General features: G+C 60.7%; 16 protein-coding genes. 7 read left to right on the top strand and 9 right to left on the bottom strand.

The features are described 5' to 3' along the window. Nucleotides 1-53: 53 nt before the first annotated feature. Together nadD and ACYZT1_RS21870 are read right to left on the bottom strand one after the other, a co-directional pair. Complete coding sequence (gene nadD / locus ACYZT1_RS21865; protein WP_462019303.1) at nt 54-680, bottom strand: nicotinate-nucleotide adenylyltransferase; 627 nt, start codon at nt 678-680, stop codon at nt 54-56. 64 nt (nt 681-744) lie between these two features. Next, a complete protein-coding gene (locus ACYZT1_RS21870; RefSeq protein ID WP_462016676.1) occupies nt 745-2,016 on the bottom strand; it encodes a glutamate-5-semialdehyde dehydrogenase in 1,272 nt (423 codons plus the stop codon). 175 nt (nt 2,017-2,191) lie between these two features. Between ACYZT1_RS21870 and ACYZT1_RS21875 the strand changes: the two genes are divergently transcribed. Both ACYZT1_RS21875 and ACYZT1_RS21880 read left to right on the top strand, forming a co-directional pair. Further along, on the top strand, nt 2,192-2,890 hold the full coding sequence (locus tag ACYZT1_RS21875; protein WP_462016677.1) for a DNA-3-methyladenine glycosylase: 699 nt from the start codon (nt 2,192-2,194) through the stop codon (nt 2,888-2,890). 309 nt (nt 2,891-3,199) lie between these two features. Then, entirely contained in the window at nt 3,200-4,516 is a 1,317-nt protein-coding gene (locus ACYZT1_RS21880) for a bifunctional DedA family/phosphatase PAP2 family protein (RefSeq protein ID WP_462016678.1), read from the top strand. Between the two features lie 113 nt (nt 4,517-4,629). Here ACYZT1_RS21880 and ACYZT1_RS21885 read toward each other — a convergent pair whose 3' ends face one another. Genes ACYZT1_RS21885 through ACYZT1_RS21895 form a run of 3 tightly spaced genes read right to left on the bottom strand, consistent with a single transcriptional unit; the run spans nt 4,630 to nt 6,309 of the window. Continuing rightward, on the bottom strand, nt 4,630-5,220 hold the full coding sequence (locus ACYZT1_RS21885) for an LON peptidase substrate-binding domain-containing protein (protein ID WP_462016679.1): 591 nt from the start codon (nt 5,218-5,220) through the stop codon (nt 4,630-4,632). Nucleotides 5,221-5,230: 10 nt separating this feature from the next. Further along, nucleotides 5,231-5,947 (bottom strand): LrgB family protein, encoded by a 717-nt coding sequence (locus ACYZT1_RS21890; protein WP_462016680.1) that lies wholly within the window; start codon nt 5,945-5,947, stop codon nt 5,231-5,233. Continuing rightward, nucleotides 5,944-6,309 carry a CidA/LrgA family protein gene (locus tag ACYZT1_RS21895; protein ID WP_462016681.1) on the bottom strand — a complete coding sequence of 122 codons (366 nt, stop codon included), beginning with the start codon at nt 6,307-6,309 and terminating at the stop codon, nt 5,944-5,946. Before ACYZT1_RS21895 ends, ACYZT1_RS21890 begins: the two co-directional genes overlap by 4 nt. Nucleotides 6,310-6,492: 183 nt before the next feature. Here ACYZT1_RS21895 and ACYZT1_RS21900 point away from each other — a divergent pair, with 183 nt between their 5' ends. From ACYZT1_RS21900 to ACYZT1_RS21910, 3 genes are all read left to right on the top strand, one after another. After that, entirely contained in the window at nt 6,493-6,948 is a 456-nt protein-coding gene (locus ACYZT1_RS21900; protein WP_462016682.1) for a MaoC family dehydratase, read from the top strand. Nucleotides 6,949-7,060: 112 nt separating this feature from the next. Next, the gene (locus tag ACYZT1_RS21905; RefSeq protein ID WP_462016683.1) at nt 7,061-8,779 is read left to right on the top strand and encodes a C13 family peptidase; all 1,719 of its coding nucleotides are present in this window, start codon (nt 7,061-7,063) and stop codon (nt 8,777-8,779) included. Between the two features lie 27 nt (nt 8,780-8,806). Further along, on the top strand, nt 8,807-9,448 hold the full coding sequence (locus ACYZT1_RS21910; protein WP_462016684.1) for an oxidoreductase: 642 nt from the start codon (nt 8,807-8,809) through the stop codon (nt 9,446-9,448). Nucleotides 9,449-9,670: 222 nt separating this feature from the next. Here the strand turns inward: ACYZT1_RS21910 and ACYZT1_RS21915 are convergent, their stop codons facing one another. The 4 genes from ACYZT1_RS21915 to ACYZT1_RS21930 form a co-directional block, all read right to left on the bottom strand. After that, nucleotides 9,671-9,955: a YceK/YidQ family lipoprotein gene (locus tag ACYZT1_RS21915; RefSeq protein WP_462016685.1), complete on the bottom strand. Its 285-nt coding sequence runs from the start codon at nt 9,953-9,955 to the stop codon at nt 9,671-9,673. Further along, nucleotides 9,948-10,580, bottom strand: coding sequence for a flavin prenyltransferase UbiX (gene ubiX, locus ACYZT1_RS21920; protein ID WP_462016686.1), 633 nt, complete (start codon nt 10,578-10,580; stop codon nt 9,948-9,950). The genes ACYZT1_RS21915 and ubiX overlap by 8 nt, the downstream gene beginning before the upstream one ends. Then, complete coding sequence (gene mpl, locus ACYZT1_RS21925) at nt 10,577-11,926, bottom strand: UDP-N-acetylmuramate:L-alanyl-gamma-D-glutamyl-meso-diaminopimelate ligase (protein WP_462016687.1); 1,350 nt, start codon at nt 11,924-11,926, stop codon at nt 10,577-10,579. The genes ubiX and mpl overlap by 4 nt, the downstream gene beginning before the upstream one ends. Nucleotides 11,927-12,019: 93 nt before the next feature. Continuing rightward, nucleotides 12,020-13,939 carry a sigma-54-dependent Fis family transcriptional regulator gene (locus ACYZT1_RS21930; RefSeq protein ID WP_462016688.1) on the bottom strand — a complete coding sequence of 640 codons (1,920 nt, stop codon included), beginning with the start codon at nt 13,937-13,939 and terminating at the stop codon, nt 12,020-12,022. A 411-nt stretch (nt 13,940-14,350) separates the two neighbouring features. On the opposite strand from ACYZT1_RS21930, the gene exaC reads away from it, so the two are divergent. Both exaC and eat read left to right on the top strand, forming a co-directional pair. Beyond that, nucleotides 14,351-15,871: an acetaldehyde dehydrogenase ExaC gene (exaC, locus tag ACYZT1_RS21935; RefSeq protein WP_462016689.1), complete on the top strand. Its 1,521-nt coding sequence runs from the start codon at nt 14,351-14,353 to the stop codon at nt 15,869-15,871. Between the two features lie 177 nt (nt 15,872-16,048). Then, nucleotides 16,049-17,497 carry an ethanolamine permease gene (eat, locus tag ACYZT1_RS21940; RefSeq protein ID WP_462016690.1) on the top strand — a complete coding sequence of 483 codons (1,449 nt, stop codon included), beginning with the start codon at nt 16,049-16,051 and terminating at the stop codon, nt 17,495-17,497. The last annotated feature ends 17 nt before the right edge of the window (nt 17,498-17,514 follow it).

Below are 17,514 nucleotides of genomic sequence, written 5' to 3' on the forward strand. Positions count from 1 at the left end.
TATGTTCGGGTGGTTCAATACACGTTGTTGCACGTGCCTTGAAGCACTCCCATTCAGTTCGACGCACGGTAAAGCCCGTGCGCATCGATATAGGCCAGGACCGCGTCGGGCACCAGGAAACGTACCGACTTACCGCTGGCCAGCAGTTGACGGATCTGGGTGGCGGATACCGCGAGCGGCGTCTGCCAGACGAATGCAATCTGTCCGCTCGGCCCTTTCAGGGCCAGCGGGTCGCTCACCGAGCGCGCTGCCAGCAGATTGCGCAAGGCATCCGGCGGTTCGCTGTCGGCATCCGGGCGTTGCAGCACCAGGATGTGGCAATGCTGGAGCAACTCTTCCCAGCGGTGCCAAGTGGGCAGGCCGCAAAACGCGTCCCAGCCCAAAAGCAGAAAAACCTGGTCTTGGGCGGCCAGCTCGGCACGCATCAATTCCAGGGTATCAATGGTGTAGGACGGTTTGTCCCGCTGCAATTCGCGGGCATCCACCACCAACGGCGCCACACCGGCCACCGCGCACTCGACCATCGCCAGTCGGTCGTTCGCCGACACCTGCGGCGTGTCGCGATGAGGCGGCCGCGCACTGGGTGTCAGACGCAATTCATCAAGCGCCAGCGATTCGGCGACTTCCAGCGCGCCGCGCAAATGGCCGATGTGCACCGGGTCGAACGTCCCGCCCAGCATGCCGATGCGTCGCGGCGCAGGGTCGCGGGGAAGGAGCGGCGCCGTAGGCTTGCGGTTGCTCAAGTCAGACCGACGCCTGGCCGCGCAACTGGCCATCACCGACCACGATGTACTTCTCGCAGGTCAGCCCCTCGAGACCCACCGGGCCGCGGGCGTGCAGCTTATCAGTAGAAATGCCTATCTCGGCACCCAATCCGTATTCAAAGCCATCGGCGAAGCAGGTCGGGGTGTTGATCATCACCGACGCCGAATCAACTTCGGCAACGAAGCGCCGGGTGTCAGCAAGATTTTCGCTAACGATCGAATCGGTGTGATGAGAGCCGTGGTGGTTAATATGTTCGATAGCCTGATCCAGCCCGTCGACCACACGAATCGAAAGGATCGGCGCGAGATACTCGATATTCCAGTCTTCTTCAGTCGCGGCGTTGGCATCGATGATGGCCAGCGTACGCTCGCAACCGCGCAGCTCGACGCCTTTTTCGCGGAACTGTGCGGCCATGGACGGCAGGAAATCCTGCGCAACGGTTTGATCCACCAGCAACGTCTCCATCGCACCGCAGATGCCATACCGGTAAGTCTTGGCATTGAAGGCGATGCGTTGCGCTTTTGCCAGGTCGGCGTGGGCACTGACGTACACGTGGCAGATGCCGTCCAGATGTTTGATCACCGGCACACGTGCGTCACGGCTGACGCGCTCGATCAGCCCACGGCCACCACGGGGCACGATGACATCGACGTATTCCGGCATGGTGATCAGCGCGCCGACGGCGGCACGGTCGGTGGTTTCGACCACTTGCACCACGGCAGCAGGCAGATCGGCCTCGGCCAGCCCGCGCTGAATGCAGGCGGCGATGGCGCGATTGGAATGAATGGCTTCAGAGCCGCCACGCAGGATGGTGGCGTTGCCGGACTTGAGGCACAGGCTGGCGGCGTCGATGGTCACGTTCGGACGGGATTCGTAAATGATCCCGATCACACCCAGCGGCACACGCATCTTGCCAACCTGAATGCCCGACGGCCGGAAGCTCATGTCGCGGATCGCGCCAACCGGGTCCGGCAAGGCGGCGACCTGACGCAAGCCTGCGATCATGCCGTCGATGCGCTCAGGCGTCAGCGCCAGACGTTCAAGCAAAGCAGGCTCAAGACCATTGGCGCGACCGGCCACCAAATCCCGCTCGTTGGCGGCACCTAGCTCGGCGCGTGCAGCGTCCAGCGCATCGGCAGCAGCCTGCAAGGCGCGGTTTTTCTGCGCGGTGCTGGCGCGGCCAATGACGCGAGATGCTTCGCGGGCAGCGCGACCCAGGCGGGTCATGTAGTCAAGAACGGACTCAGTCATGGTCTGGCGTGGTCTTGCAAAGAGGAAAGCGGCAGATTATAGCTGCCGCGTCCCGGGACTAACAGCGGTGACAGGCGGATGGTCGAAATGGACAGCAAATTGCCGGCATTCAGCCGGAATTAAGCTACGCGTTGGTATCATCGCGACTCAATCAGCCTTGATCAACGTGTTCAACATGTCCAACCTGACTGTTCCCACCGTTATCACGCGTCTGCCCACGGGCCTCCCCGACGCTTTTTTTGACCGCGACGCGCAACTTCTGGCCCGGGAATTACTGGGCAAGGTCATCCGCCACCGGGTCGGCGAGCTGTGGCTCAGCGCACGAATCATCGAGACCGAGGCGTATTACTTCGAAGAAAAAGGCAGCCACGCTTCGCTCGGCTATACAGAAAAGCGTAAGGCTTTGTTTCTGGATGGCGGACACATCTATATGTATTACGCCCGGGGTGGCGATTCGCTGAACTTCAGCGCCAAGGGACCGGGCAATGCGGTGCTGATCAAATCCGCCTATCCGTGGATCGACGAGTTGAGCGGGCCGGCGAGCCTGGCGCAGATGCTGGTGAACAACCCCGGCGCTCAGGGGCGGCCTCGCCCCACGCAAAAACTCTGTGCGGGACAGACGTTGTTGTGCAAGGCCTTGGGATTGAAGGTGCCTATGTGGGATGCCAAACGTTTCGATCACGAATTGATGTTGGTAGAGGATGTCGGTACAACACCGACGCAGATCATTCAGACCACACGCCTGGGCATTCCGACGGGGCGTGACGAGCATCTGATGTACCGCTTCGTCGATGCGGCCTACGCGCCGTATTGCACAAGGAACCCGCTGCGCCGAGGGCAGGTCGAAGGGCGGGATTATTTTTTGTTGTCGTGAAAATGACAACCTCTGTGGGAACACCTGAGGCGAGGGGCTTGCCTGTGGCAAGGCGCTTGCCTGTGGTGAGGGGGCTTGCCTGTGGCGAGGCGCTTGCCTGTGGTGAGGGGGCTTGCCTGTGGCGAGGGGGCTTGCCCCCGCTGGAGTGCCCAGCACTCACAAAATCTGTGGCACATCAGCAATTGTGGGGCCGCTCCGCAGCCCAGTGGGGCAAGCCCCCTCACCACAGGTCGCTCCCACAGGGATATTCGGCGTTATCACAGTCGCGTTTTCGCCAGGAATTTTTAATTATTCAATGGAGTTGTTTTTATGGGCCCATGGCTCGATAGCGTGACCGGTTGGCTGGCGGCAAACCCGCAATGGCTGGCCGCGGCGGTGTTCATTGTGGCCTTTGTGGAATGCTTGGCCATTGCCGGGCTGATCGTGCCCGGCACGGTCTTGCTGTTTGCCGTGGCAGTGCTGGCGGGCAGTGGCGCGCTGTCCCTGAGCGAAACGCTGTTGCTGGGGTTCGTGGCCGGTGTGCTCGGCGATATCGTTTCCTACTTCATCGGACGCCATTTCCATCAGAACATCCGGCGCTTGCCCGGGCTGCGCCATCACCCGGAATGGATCGGCAGCGCGGAAACCTATTTTCAGCGCTATGGCATCGCCAGCCTGCTGGTCGGGCGATTCATCGGCCCGTTGCGCCCGATGCTGCCGATGGTAGCCGGGATGTTCGACATGCCGTTCCCGCGTTTTGCCGCCGTCAGTCTGCTGGCTGCCGCCGGTTGGAGCGTGGCGTATCTGTTGCCCGGCTGGGCCACCGGTGCCGCAATTCGTCTGCCACTTCCGGAAGGTTTCTGGATGGAGGCCGGAATCGTCGCCGGCAGTATCGCGGTGATGGTCGGTTTGAGCGTGACCAGCAGTTTGCGCCGCCACCGCAACGCGACCGTGTTCATCTCGAGCATGGGCGTGCTGATTCTCGCGGGCTTGTTCATCGGCTATCCGCACCTGACCGCGCTTGATCAAGGTGTGATGACGCTGGTGCAAGAACATCGCAAACCTGCCCTTGATGAAGTAGCGATTACCTTCACGTTGATCGGCGAATTCCGCAACATGCTCCTGTTCAGCATCCTGCTGACCGCCTTGCTGCTGTTGACGCGGCAATGGCGGCACGCGGTTTTCGCCGGCAGCACGCTGCTCCTGACGGCCCTGGCAAACACCTTTACTAAACAGTTTTTCGCCCGGGTGCGCCCGGAAGTCCTCAGCGATCCGCTGACCACCTACAGCATGCCCAGCGGTCACGCCTCCGGTGCTTTCGCGCTGTTTCTCACTTTGGCTGTGCTGGCCGGTCGCGGGCAACCGCCCAGGCTGCGCCTGACGTGGTTAATGATTGCGTGTATCCCGGCGCTGGCGATTGCGCTTTCCCGGGTCTACCTGGGCGCGCACTGGCCGACTGATGTGGTGGCCGGCGCGATACTGGCGTCGTGCGTGTGTGCGGCGAGCCTGTGGCTCAACCAGCGCAAGGTGCAGCTCAATGCCATGCCATTCAAGGTCTGGTGGCTGATTCTGCCGGCACTGCTGGCGCTGTTCAGTTTCTTCGCGTTGCGGCACTTGCCCAATGCGATGTTGCGCTACGCCTACTGACCTGTAGCAGCTGTCGAGCCTGCGAGGCTGCGTTCGAGCACGCAGTCCTCGCCAAGTCATAGCTGGACGCTGCCTCGCGGTGCTCGGCAGCTGCTACAGACTCGAGGCGACTTTCAGGTGAACAATTCGCCCTGCAACTCGTCAAGCAACGCCTGAATTGCATCCAGACGTTGCTGCGGATCGTCGAGTTGCAGCAGATCAATCTTGTCCACTTCGGCGAAGGGCAGCAGGTAGGCCAACTGATTGGCCAATGACTGTTGCCCCGTCGCTTCGGTGCCCATATTGAGTGCTTCGACCATCGGGTGTTCGGCCAGCGCCTTGAGCAGCGCCACCAGGTCCGCATCCTCATCCTGCAATGGCTGTTCGGGTTCGTCCTCGAGCCACTCGACCTCGGCCACCGTCAACTGGTCGCGCTGCACCTCGGTGCGCAACACCTGAAAACGTCGCCCGCCCTGGACGCGGATGCCCAGCAGACCGTTGTCCTGCTGTTTGAAATCGGTGATGACGGCTTCGCAGCCAACCAGCGCATAACCGGCCGGCGCGATGCCGACTTCTTCGCCATCAAGTATGCACACCACACCGAAACCGCCGCCCTGCTTCATGCAGCGACCGATCATGTCCAGGTAGCGCGCCTCGAAGATCTGCAGATCGAGGATGCACCCTGGAAACAGCACCGTGTTCAACGGAAAAAGCGGCATGCTCATAGACATTTCCTTACACCACCATCGACACCGCCAGCGGCAACAACACTGCCGTGGCTACACCCATCAGACTCATCGCCAGCGCCGCAAAGGCGCCGCATTCTTCGTTTTCCTGCATCGCCACCGCCGTGCCGACCGCGTGGGCGGTCATGCCCAGCGCCATGCCGCGCGCCTCGGGGCTGTGTACGCCCAATCGGGTCAACAGACCCGGACCGAAAATCGCCCCGATCACCCCGGTGATCAACACGAACACCGCCGCCAGCGCCGCGACACCGCCAATCTGCTCGGCCACCAGTATCGCGATTGGCGATGTCACCGACTTTGGCGCCATGGTCATCAGGATCATGTGTTCGGCGCCAAACGACCAACCGAGCAACACGCCCATGCCCGTGGCGACCACCCCGCCTATCACCAGCGTAGTAAATATCGGCCAGAACAACTGTCGAATCCGTCGCAGGTTCAGGTAGAGCGGCACGGCCAGCGCCACCGTGGCAGGGCCGAGCAGGATGCTGAGGATTTCGGTGCTTTTGCGGTACTCGGCATAGCTCAGCCCACACCCCACCAGCACCGCGATCACCACCAACATGGAGACCAGCACCGGTTGCAAAAAGATCCAGCGGGTTTTCTCAAACGCTGCCAGCACCAGTTGATAAGCACCCAAAGTGATGCCAATGCCGAACAGAGGATGGTGAATGACTGACGTCCACGCGCCGTGCCAGTCGAGGATCATGGCGAGTCCTCGGCGTGAGCCGCATGACGCTTGATCATCCGTTGCATCAGCACGCCGGCGAAGGCCATGGACAGCAGCAGTGAAAGCACCAGCGCACCGACAATCGCCCAGAAATCGGCAGCGATGTCCCTGGCGTAAACCATCACGCCCACCGCCGGCGGCACCAGCAGCAACGGCAGATAACGCAGCAGGCTGCTGGCAGCGAGGTTCAACGGCTCACCAACCTGACCCCGGCTGATCAGGTACACCAGCAACAGCAGCAGGCCAATGATTGGCCCCGGCAACACAGGCAGAAACAAATGATTGAGGGCGGTGCCCAGCAATTGGAACAACACCAGCCAGGTCAGGCCACGTAACAACATCCGTCGTCTCTCCTCAAATTCGCGCCGGGCATTATAAGCATGTCCACGCTATGGACCGGCATTCGCCAAAAGCATGGTCGGTTGACCGGAGCAAATTGCCATGTTGATCTAAAGTGGTAATCCGGGAGCTCGAATCCCGTCCCCCAAAACTATAAAAAATCGATGCACCCAAGGAGAGTCTCAATGCCCTATGTTCCCGCTGCAGAGCTCAAAGATTATGTAGGCAAGGAACTTGGATGTTCCGAATGGTTCACCATCGATCAGGAGCGCATCAACCTGTTTGCGGAAGCCACAGGCGACTATCAGTTCATTCACGTCGATCCGGTCAAGGCTGCGCAAACGCCCTTTGGCAGCACCATTGCCCACGGTTTTTTGTCGCTGTCACTGATTCCCAAACTGATGGAAGACATCCTCGTCCTGCCCGAAGGGCTGAAGATGGTGGTCAATTACGGGCTCGACAGCGTGCGCTTCATTCAACCGGTCAAGGTCGATTCCAGGGTGCGCCTCAAGGTCGAGCTGACCAACGTCACCGAGAAAAAGCCCGGCCAATGGCTCCTCAAGGCCACCGCCGCGCTGGAGATCGAAGGTTCGGAAAAACCGGCCTACATCGCCGAGCCGCTGTCGCTCGCGTTCGTCTGAGCATCCCGGATGCGGAGCAGCGCATGCTGTTTCGCGCCCTCTGCGGTTTTCCCGGCTATATAAGGTCATGGCGCTGCGGCATACTCGGTCGCCTAATTGCCCGGATCCCGCTATGCGCTCACTTGCACTCATTGCCTTGACCCTGATGCTCACCGCTTGCGGCGACGGCGAATCGCTGTTGCCGCCTGACGCACGCCTGCCGGACGGCGGACGCTATCGCGGTGAAGTGGTCGACGGGCTGTTGCAAGGCCAGGGACGCGTCGATTATCCGAACGGCAGCTGGTACGCCGGTGAATTTGACAAAGGCCAATGGCATGGCCAGGGCGAATGGCATGGCAGCAACGGTGAAGTGTATCGCGGGGGCTTCAACCAAGGCCTGTTCGAGGGCAAAGGTACGCTGAGCACCACCGGCAGCAGCTATGTCGGCGGATTCAAGGCGGGACGGCGGGAAGGCGAAGGCACCCTCAAAGAAAACGGCATGACCTATCGCGGCGAATTCAGAGCCGATCAATACGCAGGTCTCGGTCGCCTCGAACTGGAGGACGGCAGCTCGTATCAGGGCCAGTTCGCCAACGGCAAACCGAACGGCGAAGGCCAGCGCGGCGATAACAGCGGCAACCAGTTCAGCGGGCATTTCAAGGACGGTCAGCTGGAGGGCAACGGCACTTTCAACAGCGCCGAAGGCGATCTGTATGTCGGCGGTTTCAAGAACAATCAGTTGCACGGCAAGGGCCGCTACGAGAACGCCGACGGCGATGTCTGGCTGGGTCAGTTCAAGGAAGGCTCGCTCAATGGCAAAGGCGAATTGATCGGCGCAGATGGCAGCCACTACATCGGTCAGTTCAATGACTGGCGCTTCAGCGGTCAGGGCCGTTTGAATCTGTCTGACGGCAGTTTTTATATCGGCCAGTTCGACGCCGACAGCTATTCCGGGCGAGGCACGCTGGTGTTAACCGACGGCAGCGTGCAAAGCGGCACGTGGGTCAATGGCCAACGTGTTCGCGACGCCGACGGCAAACTGCTGCCCGACAGCCTCGAACTCGGCTTGCTGGCTCAGGGCCGTCTGCTCGAAGAGACGCTGGCCAGTGTGCCCGCCTCAACCCCGGCGATCGAGTTGTACACCCTCACTCTCGGCGGCGATGGAAAGCAGAGCGTGTTCCTGCGCGAGTCCGACTTTGTCAGCAACATGCTCGCCAGCCGCTTCGGCGCCTTTGGGCAGATTCGCCTGGTCAACCATCGCGATCATCTCGTCGATCGCCCCATGGCCACCCGCGAAAACCTGCGTCGCGCCGCCCTGACACTGGCTGAGCGCAGTGGCCCGGAGGACCTCATTTTCATCTACCTGACCAGCCACGGCACCAGCGAACATGAACTGGTCCTTGAGCAGCCACGCATGCAGCTCTCCGACTTGCCTACTGACGAACTCGCCGCGGTCCTCGCGCCGTTGAAAAACCGCGACAAGATTATCGTGGTCTCGGCCTGCTACAGCGGAGGATTCATCCCGACACTCAAGGACGAACGCACGCTGATCATGACCGCCTCGCGCGCCGACCGGGTGTCGTTCGGCTGCTCCGAAGAAGCCAACTTCACCTACTTCGGCGACGCCCTGTTCGCCAAGGCACTGAACCAGACCGATGACCTGGAACATGCCTTCAAACTGGCCAAAGCCACGGTGGCCGAGCGTGAACTGGCCGACAACTTCGAGGCCTCCGAACCGCAGATATGGGCACCCAAAACCGTTCTCACCCACTGGCAGCTATTGCGCAAGCAGCAGGCACGAAAAGCACTACAGAGTGTCTCTATCGGCAACAAGGATGCAAAGAGCAACTAAGCTGAACAGTATCAGGGGAGACACACTATGTATTTGACGCCTCAGCACGTATTGCTTGCCGGAGCCACCGGCTTGACGGGTGAACACCTGCTTGACCGCCTGCTCAACGAGCCCACGATTACACGTGTTCTGGCGCCTTCGCGGCGGCCACTGGCCGAACATCCGCATCTGGAAAACCCGGTCGGCGACCCGGCGGTGTTCCTGCCGCAACTGAACGGCCGCGTCGATATCGCCTATTGCTGCCTGGGTACGACGATCAAGCAGGCAGGTTCGGAGGAAGCGTTTCGCGCCGTGGACCTGGACATGGTGGTAGCCTTCGCCAAACGTGCGCGGGAAATGGGTGCCCGGCACTTGATCGTGATCAGTGCCGTGGGGGCCGATCGCAGATCTTCGATATTCTACAACCGGGTCAAAGGCGAGATGGAATACGCATTGCGCGCGCAGGATTGGCCGCAACTGACCATCTGCCGACCTTCGCTGTTGCTGGGTGATCGCATCGAACCGCGGTTGGCCGAAAAAGTCGTCGGGCCGCTGTCACGGCTGATTCCAGGTAAATACCATGGCATCGAAGCCTGCCAGCTGGCCCGCGCGATGTGGCGACTGGCGCTGGAAGAACAGGACGGCGTGCGGGTGGTCGAGTCGGATGAGTTGCGCAAGTTGGGTAAGTAACCCGGCCCTGAAGCGAGCCTTGCTCTTAACCTGAGGCGAGGGGCTTGTTGTGGCGAGGGGGCTTGCTGTGGCGAGGGGGCTTGTTGTGGCGAGGGGGCTTGCTGTGGCGAGGGGGCTTGCCCCCGTTGGGTCGCGCAGCGGCCCTCTACGGGTTTAGAACCTGCAACTGTTCCGAGACCCGACGGGGCGGTTCGGCGGTCCGATAAGCCCCCTCGCACAGCCTTACAACCCTCCGGTGGCCTGAAACCCGACACCTAAAACCGTCAACACCGACAACGGCAACAACAGCGTATCCAGCAACGCACTCGCCGGCAGATCAACGCCTGGATAACTTGGCGCCTCTGCGCCAAAGCGGTCCATCGCACAGCAACCGCCGTTTAACGCATACAAATCCAGCCGTGTTCCGGCGTACACCACCGGCGCGCCGGGCTTTGCTGCATCCAGCGTTCGCGCCGTGGCGCATCCGGCCAGGTGCAACGCCAGCACCACCAGCAGCAGTTTATTCATCGCTGGTCAGATGGTGTTCGCCCCAGCGCGGCAGCATGTCCTGGGGGATGTTCAGCAGATTGAGAATCCGCGCGACGACAAAATCGATCAGGTCATCGATGGTTTGCGGCTGATGATAAAAGCCGGGCGAGGCCGGCAAAATGGTCACGCCCATGTTCGACAACTTGAGCATGTGCTCCAGATGAATGCTCGAATACGGTGCCTCGCGCGGCACCAGAATCAACTGGCGACGCTCCTTCAAGGTCACATCGGCGGCCCGCTCGATCAGATTGTTGCAGGCACCTGTGGCGATGGCCGATAACGTGCCGGTGGAACACGGTACCACCACCATCGCCGCCGGCGCGCCGGAGCCCGAAGCCACCGGCGACATCCAGTCTTCCTTGCCATATACGCGAATCTGCCCGGCGGCGGCGCCGGTGTATTCGGTGAGGAAGGCCTGCATCATCTGGGTTTTTGGTGGCAACGTGACGTCAGTCTCAGTGGCCATCACCAGTTGCGCCGCCTTGGAAATCAGGAAATGCACCTCACGATCTTCGCGCACCAGGCAGTCCAGCAGGCGCAAACCATACTGGGCGCCCGAGGCGCCGGTCATCGCCAGCGTGATGCGTTCCGGCCCGCTGTTCATTGCAACGCCTCGGCGAGTTTGCCGTGCAGGCCGCCGAAGCCGCCGTTGCTCATGATCACCACGTGCGTGCCGGGCTGCGCCTGGCTCTTGACTCGCGCAATGATGCCTTCCAGCGAATCGCTGACGATCGACGGCACGGTGCACAACGCGGCGGTCGCGGCCAGATCCCAGCCGAGATTCGCCGGCGCGTACCAGATCACCTGATCGGCATCGACCACGCTTTCCGGCAGACCATCCCGGTGCGCGCCGAGCTTCATCGAGTTGGAGCGCGGCTCGATGATGGCGATCAACGGCGCGTCGCCGATGCGTTTGCGCAGACCATCAAGCGTGGTGGCGATGGCCGTCGGGTGGTGAGCGAAATCGTCATAAATGGTGATGCCGCGTACTTGCGCGACTTTTTCCATGCGCCGTTTGACGCTTTTGAATGCGCTCAACGCGGCGATGCCCATGGATGGCACCACGCCGACGTGACGCGCTGCGGCCAAAGTGGCCAAGGCATTGGCGACGTTGTGCTGGCCGGTCATGTCCCACTCGACGACGCCTTGGGCGACGCCTTCGAACATGACTTCGAATTTCGAACCGTCTTCGCTCAGCAATTTGACCTGCCACTGACCACCGGCGCCGGTGGTTTGTACCGGCGTCCAGCAGCCCATCTCGATGACGCGCTGCAAGGCCGGCTCGGTGGTCGGATGAATGACCAGCCCTTCGCTCGGAATGATCCGCACCAAATGATGGAATTGCCGCTCGATGGCTGGCAGATCCGGGAAGATGTCGGCGTGATCGAACTCAAGATTGTTGAGGATCGCCGTGCGCGGACGGTAGTGAACGAATTTCGAACGTTTGTCGAAGAAGGCACTGTCGTATTCGTCCGCTTCGATCACGAAGAACGGCGTATCGCCCAGTCGTGCAGACACGGAAAAGTTCTGCGGCACACCGCCAATCAGGAAACCCGGGCTCATGCCTGCATGTTCCAGCACCCAGGCAAGCATGCTACTGGTGGTGGTCTTGCCGTGAGTGCCGGCGACGGCCAGTACCCAGCGGTTCTGCAGGACGTGGTCGGCCAGCCATTGCGGCCCGGAGACGTACGGCAGGCCTTTGTTCAGAACATATTCCACCGCCGGATTGCCGCGTGACATGGCATTGCCGATGACCACCAGGTCGGGCGCGGGATCAAGTTGCGCCGGGTCGTAACCCTGGGTCAGTTCGATGCCCTGCGCTTCAAGCTGAGTGCTCATTGGCGGATAGACGTTGGCATCGGAGCCCGTCACATGATGGCCGAGCTCTTTGGCCAGAACCGCCATCGAACCCATGAAAGTGCCGCAGATACCAAGAATATGAATGTGCATAGTCGACCTCGTAAAACATGGCCGCAGGTTAGCGTAGGGAGGGGAAATTCGCACCCTTTAGCTTTTGTCGCCAGGTGTCCCTGTGACGAGTTTTCACGCCGAGCGGGCGATGCCGTGTTTATGCAGCTTTCTATACAGCGTATTGCGGCTTATGCCCAACTGCTCAGCTGTATGCGTCATGTGCCACCGCGTACGCTCCAGCGCATTCAGCAGCGCCAATCGCTCGGCGTCATCCAGCGGATGACCCGACGCTTCTTTGATCGTAACGACAGCCGCCGGCCGTGCCTGACGAATCATCGCCGGCAAATCGTCCACCCCAATGCGCCCGCCATCACACAGCGCCGCCAACGTGCGCAGCACATTGCGCAACTGCCGCACGTTCCCTGGCCAGGCAAAACCGAGCAACGCCTGGCGCGCCGGGGCCTCGATCACCAGCGTCTGCCCTCCCGTTTCCTCGGCCAGCAAAAAATCCAGCAACTGCGATTTGTCGCTGCGATCACGCAAGGCCGGCAACGCTACTTCCAGGCCATTGAGCCGGTAGTACAGATCTTCCCGGAAGCTGCCGTCCTGCACTCGCCCGAGCAAATCACGGTGAGTTGCACTGATGATCCGCACATTGACCGATTCCGGTTCGCCACCGATCGGCACCACTTGCCGGTCTTCCAGTACCCTTAACAGCCGTGTCTGCATGGCCAGCGGCATGTCGCCGATTTCATCCAGAAACAACGTCCCGCCGTCGGCCTGCTGCAACTTGCCGCGCATACCTTCCTTGCGCGCACCAGTGAAGCTGCCACCGCGATAGCCGAACAGTTCGCTCTCGATCAGACTTTCGGGGATGGCTGCACAATTAAGTGCGACGAATGCTTTATCAGAGCGCTGACTGGCCTGGTGCACAGCTTTGGCGAAGGCCTCTTTGCCGGAACCGGTTTCGCCATGGATCAACAGCGGCACATCGCGCTCGAACACTCGCACAGACTTGCGAAAAGCTTCCTGCAACCCGGCATCTCCCAGGCAAATCCCCGACAGGCGTGAAGGTTGCGCGGCCACTGACGGTGGCGTCATCGGCAGCGCAATACGGCGCGGCTGCCCACGCAACACCGCAAACAAGGCCCTCCCGTCACGGGTGCGCAATGGCCAGCTGGCACTGGCGTCGACACTCGCGCGACCGAGCAGATCATCCAGCGAACAATCGAACAATGATTCCACTGGCTTGCCGAGCAGCCCGCCGCGAATCTGCCCCAGCAGGTTCAGCGCACTCTGATTGACCGCGCTGATCCGCCCGTCTCCGTCAAACGCCAACAGCCCTTCGCTGAACAGCCCGACGGATTCGGCCTGCAGATGAAAACGCAGCATCCATTGATTGTCGAAGTAGCGCAGGAAATAGCAGCTCTCGATCATCTTCGCCGACAGATTGACCAGCGCCATCGTATGGAACTGACTCTGGCGGGAAACTTCATGGCGCGCGGATGACACATCCAGCACCGCCAGCAATTCGCCGTGCGGGTCGAACACCGGGCTCGCCGAGCAGGTCAGGCCGGTGTGGCGACCGCGAAAATGTTCGTCCTGATGGATGGTCAGCGACTGGCGTTCCACCAGGCAGGTGCCGATGCCGTTGGTGCCTTCGCAGGCTTCACTCCAGTCGGCACCGAGCCAGAGGCCGGCGCGCTCGAAGATCTTGCGTTCGGCCGGCGCGGTGACGCAGTTGAGGATCACCCCGCGGGCATCGGTCAGCAAAACCGCGTGGCCGGCGCCAGAGAGCTGCTGATGAAGACTGCTCATTTCAGAGCCGGCGATCTGCAGCACCTGCTGCAAACGTTCGCGGCCCTCGAGCACGCGGCCATGTTCGAGCACCGTCGGCGCCATCGTCTGGGCGGGATCGAGGTGATAGTCCTGCAGACATCGCAGCCAGGAACGGGCAATGGAAGGATCGCTGCCAGGGCCGTGCAGGTGGGATTTCCCCTGGATGACGGTCAACACTTGCCGGGCATGGCGACTCAAATGGTTGTCGTGCATTTCTTGTTATTCCCCCGAAAGGTCCACGGCCCCCTGCAGGAGCTGTCGAGTGAAACGAGGCTGCGATCTTTTCAAAGTTATCTCAAAAGATCGCAGCCTCGTCTCACTCGACAGCTGCTACATGAGCGAAGCGGCAGCTATCAACCAACGTGCAAGCAGCGAGCATCCTCCAGCCAAGTCTGCATTGCAATGCTGGCAAGACTGCCCGGTCACCACCTGTGTCAGTCCCGGTACAAACTGTCACCTGCACTGTGCCGGCCTCGCAACAGCAAGCATCCGCCCGTCCGACAGAAATCACCTAAAGCGTTGATTCCTCTGACCTGCAAGGCAGTGGCCCAACCTTTGCTCTACGCTTATAGCAAGCGCACATGCGCCTCTCTTCCATAACTACAAGAGCCAGGAGAAAACATCATGCGTTACGCTCACCCCGGTACTGAAGGCGCTATCGTTTCGTTCAAGAGCAAATACGGTAACTACATCGGCGGCGAGTTCGTCGCGCCTGTCAAAGGTCAGTACTTCACCAATACATCGCCGGTCAACGGCCAGCCTATTGCCGAATTCCCGCGTTCCACCGCCGAAGACATCGACAAGGCGCTGGATGCTGCCCACGCGGCGGCCGACGCCTGGGGCGCCACGTCCGCCCAGGCACGCTCGCTGGCGCTGCTGAAAATCGCCGATCGCATCGAAGAAAACCTCGAGCTGCTGGCGATCACCGAATCCTGGGACAACGGCAAGGCCGTGCGCGAAACCCTCAACGCCGACATCCCGCTGGCCGCCGATCACTTCCGCTATTTCGCCGGCTGCATCCGTGCGCAGGAAGGCAGCGCCGCCGAAATCGACGGCAACACCGTGGCTTATCACATTCATGAACCGCTGGGCGTGGTCGGGCAGATCATCCCGTGGAACTTCCCGATCCTGATGGCGGCGTGGAAACTCGCCCCGGCTTTGGCGGCCGGCAACTGCGTGGTGCTCAAACCCGCCGAACAAACTCCACTGGGCATCACCGTGCTGGTAGAACTGATCGGCGATTTGCTGCCACCGGGCGTGCTGAACATCGTGCAGGGTTTCGGCAAAGAAGCCGGCGAGGCACTGGCCACCAGCAAACGCATCGCCAAGATCGCCTTCACCGGCTCGACCCCGGTCGGCTCGCACATCATGAAATGCGCGGCCGAAAACATCATTCCGTCCACCGTGGAGCTGGGTGGCAAGTCGCCGAACATCTTCTTCGAAGACATCATGCAAGCCGAGCCGACGTTCATTGAAAAGGCCGCCGAAGGCCTGGTGCTGGCGTTCTTCAACCAGGGCGAAGTGTGCACCTGCCCTTCCCGCGCACTGGTGCAGGAATCGATCTACGACGAGTTCATGAAAGTCGTCATGAATAAAGTCCTGCAGATCAAACGTGGCGACCCGCTGGACACCGACACCATGGTCGGCGCTCAGGCGTCCGAGCAACAATTCGACAAAATTCTTTCGTACCTGGAAATCGCCAAGGGCGAAGGTGCCGAACTGCTGACCGGCGGCAAGGTGGAAAAACTCGAGGGCAGTTTGTCGAGCGGCTACTACATCCAGCCGACGCTGCTCAAGGGCACCAACAAGATGCGTGTGTTCCAGGAAGAAATCTTCGGTCCGGTGGTGAGCATCACCACGTTCAAGGACGAAGCCGAAGCACTGGCCATCGCCAACGACACCGAGTTCGGCCTCGGCGCCGGTCTGTGGACCCGCGACATCAACCGCGCCTACCGCATGGGCCGCGCCATCAAGGCCGGTCGCGTCTGGACCAATTGCTATCACCTGTACCCGGCGCACGCCGCGTTCGGTGGTTACAAGAAGTCCGGCGTCGGGCGTGAAACCCACAAAATGATGCTCGATCATTACCAGCAGACCAAAAACCTGTTGGTGAGCTACGACATCAATCCGTTGGGCTTTTTCTAACGGACAGCACCACAAAATGTGGGAGTTAGCCCTGCTGGCGATGGCGTCTTACCAGTCAGAATTTTTTCTGGCTGACGGACCGCAATCGCCAGCAGGCTAGCTCCCACAGGTTTCGGGCGAGATTACAATTTCGTAATCAACCCAATCGCTCAAAAACAATAAAAAACGGTGAATCCCATGCCCAGCGAACTACCTGGCAACCCGGCGTCCGGCTCCTCGGTCGACTTCGAAAAAGTCGGCACAGAATATTTCCAGCAACGCGAATTGAAAAAAGGTGCGGCAGGCTGGGTCCTGCTGGTCGGCCTTGGCGTGGCTTACGTCATTTCAGGCGACTACGCGGGCTGGAACTTCGGCCTGGCGCAAGGCGGCTGGGGTGGCATGTTTATCGCCACGTTGCTGATGGCGACCATGTATTTATGCATGTGTTTTTCCCTGGCTGAATTGTCATCCATGATCCCTACCGCCGGCGGTGGCTACGGGTTCGCCCGCAGCGCGTTCGGGCCTTGGGGCGGATTTCTCACCGGTACCGCCATCCTCATCGAGTACGCCATCGCCCCGGCTGCCATCGCTGTATTCATCGGCGCCTATTGCGAATCGTTGTTCGGCATCGGCGGCTGGATGATTTACCTGGCGTTCTACATCATCTTCATCGGCATCCATATTTTCGGCGTCGGCGAAGCGCTCAAGCTGATGTTCGTCATCACCGCCGTGGCGGCGCTGGCTTTGGCTGTGTTTCTGGTGGCGATGGTGCCGCATTTCAGCGTCGCCAACCTGCTCGACATTCCGGTCACCGAAGCCAGGGGCGCCAGCAGTTTCCTGCCGTTCGGCTACGTCGGCGTGTGGGCCGCGATTCCCTTCGCGATCTGGTTTTTCCTCGCGGTCGAAGGCGTGCCGCTGGCCGCCGAAGAAACCAAAAATCCGAAGCGCGATCTTCCTCGCGGACTGATCGGCGCCATGCTGGTGCTGGTGAGTTTTGCCTTGCTGATCCTGGTGATCGGTCCCGGCGGTGCAGGCGCCAATGCGCTGCTGACGTCGGGCAACCCGCTGGTCGAAGCCTTGAGCAAGGCCTATGGCGGCTCAACCTGGATGGGGCACTTCGTCAATCTGGTCGGGTTGGCCGGGCTGATCGCCAGTTTCTTCTCGATCATCTACGCCTATTCCCGGCAGATTTTCGCGCTGTCCCGAGCGGGCTACCTGCCGCGCAAACTGTCCGAGACCAACAAAAGCAAAGCACCGGTGCTGGCGCTGATCATTCCCGGCATCATCGGTTTTGGCCTGTCGCTGACCGGACAGGGCGATTTGCTGATTCTGGTGGCGGTGTTCGGCGCCACCATTTCCTACGTCCTGATGATGGCCGCGCACATCTCCCTGCGCATTCGCCGCCCCAAAATGGATCGGCCGTATCGCACGCCGGGCGGCATTTTCACTTCCGGTGTCGCGTTGGTATTGGCCTGCGTTGCCGTAGTTGCGGGCTTTCTTGTGGATCCGCGGGTCGTCATCGGCGCCGCGATCATCTATGGAGTGCTAATTGCTTACTTCGCGCTCTACAGTCGGCATCACCTGGTAGCAGGCACCCCAGAAGAAGAATTCGCGGCGATTCAGAAAGCCGAAGAAGCCCTGCACTAACCGCCGCAGAACCACGG

The sequence above is a fragment of the Pseudomonas sp. PB3P13 genome (assembly GCF_054897735.1).

Excerpts from the sequence above, each read along its gene's own strand:
- ACYZT1_RS21880 (WP_462016678.1), top strand. The coding sequence starts at position 3,200 with ATGGGCCCATGGCTCGATAGCGTGACCGGTTGGCTGGCGGCAAACCCG.
- ACYZT1_RS21910 (WP_462016684.1), top strand. The coding sequence starts at position 8,807 with ATGTATTTGACGCCTCAGCACGTATTGCTTGCCGGAGCCACCGGCTTG.
- ACYZT1_RS21895 (WP_462016681.1), bottom strand. The coding sequence starts at position 6,309 with ATGTTGTTACGTGGCCTGACCTGGCTGGTGTTGTTCCAATTGCTGGGC.
- ACYZT1_RS21930 (WP_462016688.1), bottom strand. The coding sequence starts at position 13,939 with ATGCACGACAACCATTTGAGTCGCCATGCCCGGCAAGTGTTGACCGTC.
- nadD (WP_462019303.1), bottom strand. The coding sequence starts at position 680 with ATGCTGGGCGGGACGTTCGACCCGGTGCACATCGGCCATTTGCGCGGC.
- exaC (WP_462016689.1), top strand. The coding sequence starts at position 14,351 with ATGCGTTACGCTCACCCCGGTACTGAAGGCGCTATCGTTTCGTTCAAG.
- ACYZT1_RS21870 (WP_462016676.1), bottom strand. The coding sequence starts at position 2,016 with ATGACTGAGTCCGTTCTTGACTACATGACCCGCCTGGGTCGCGCTGCC.
- eat (WP_462016690.1), top strand. The coding sequence starts at position 16,049 with ATGCCCAGCGAACTACCTGGCAACCCGGCGTCCGGCTCCTCGGTCGAC.
- ubiX (WP_462016686.1), bottom strand. The coding sequence starts at position 10,580 with ATGAACAGCGGGCCGGAACGCATCACGCTGGCGATGACCGGCGCCTCG.
- mpl (WP_462016687.1), bottom strand. The coding sequence starts at position 11,926 with ATGCACATTCATATTCTTGGTATCTGCGGCACTTTCATGGGTTCGATG.
- ACYZT1_RS21885 (WP_462016679.1), bottom strand. The coding sequence starts at position 5,220 with ATGAGCATGCCGCTTTTTCCGTTGAACACGGTGCTGTTTCCAGGGTGC.
- ACYZT1_RS21875 (WP_462016677.1), top strand. The coding sequence starts at position 2,192 with ATGTCCAACCTGACTGTTCCCACCGTTATCACGCGTCTGCCCACGGGC.
- ACYZT1_RS21890 (WP_462016680.1), bottom strand. The coding sequence starts at position 5,947 with ATGATCCTCGACTGGCACGGCGCGTGGACGTCAGTCATTCACCATCCT.
- ACYZT1_RS21915 (WP_462016685.1), bottom strand. The coding sequence starts at position 9,955 with ATGAATAAACTGCTGCTGGTGGTGCTGGCGTTGCACCTGGCCGGATGC.
- ACYZT1_RS21900 (WP_462016682.1), top strand. The coding sequence starts at position 6,493 with ATGCCCTATGTTCCCGCTGCAGAGCTCAAAGATTATGTAGGCAAGGAA.
- ACYZT1_RS21905 (WP_462016683.1), top strand. The coding sequence starts at position 7,061 with ATGCGCTCACTTGCACTCATTGCCTTGACCCTGATGCTCACCGCTTGC.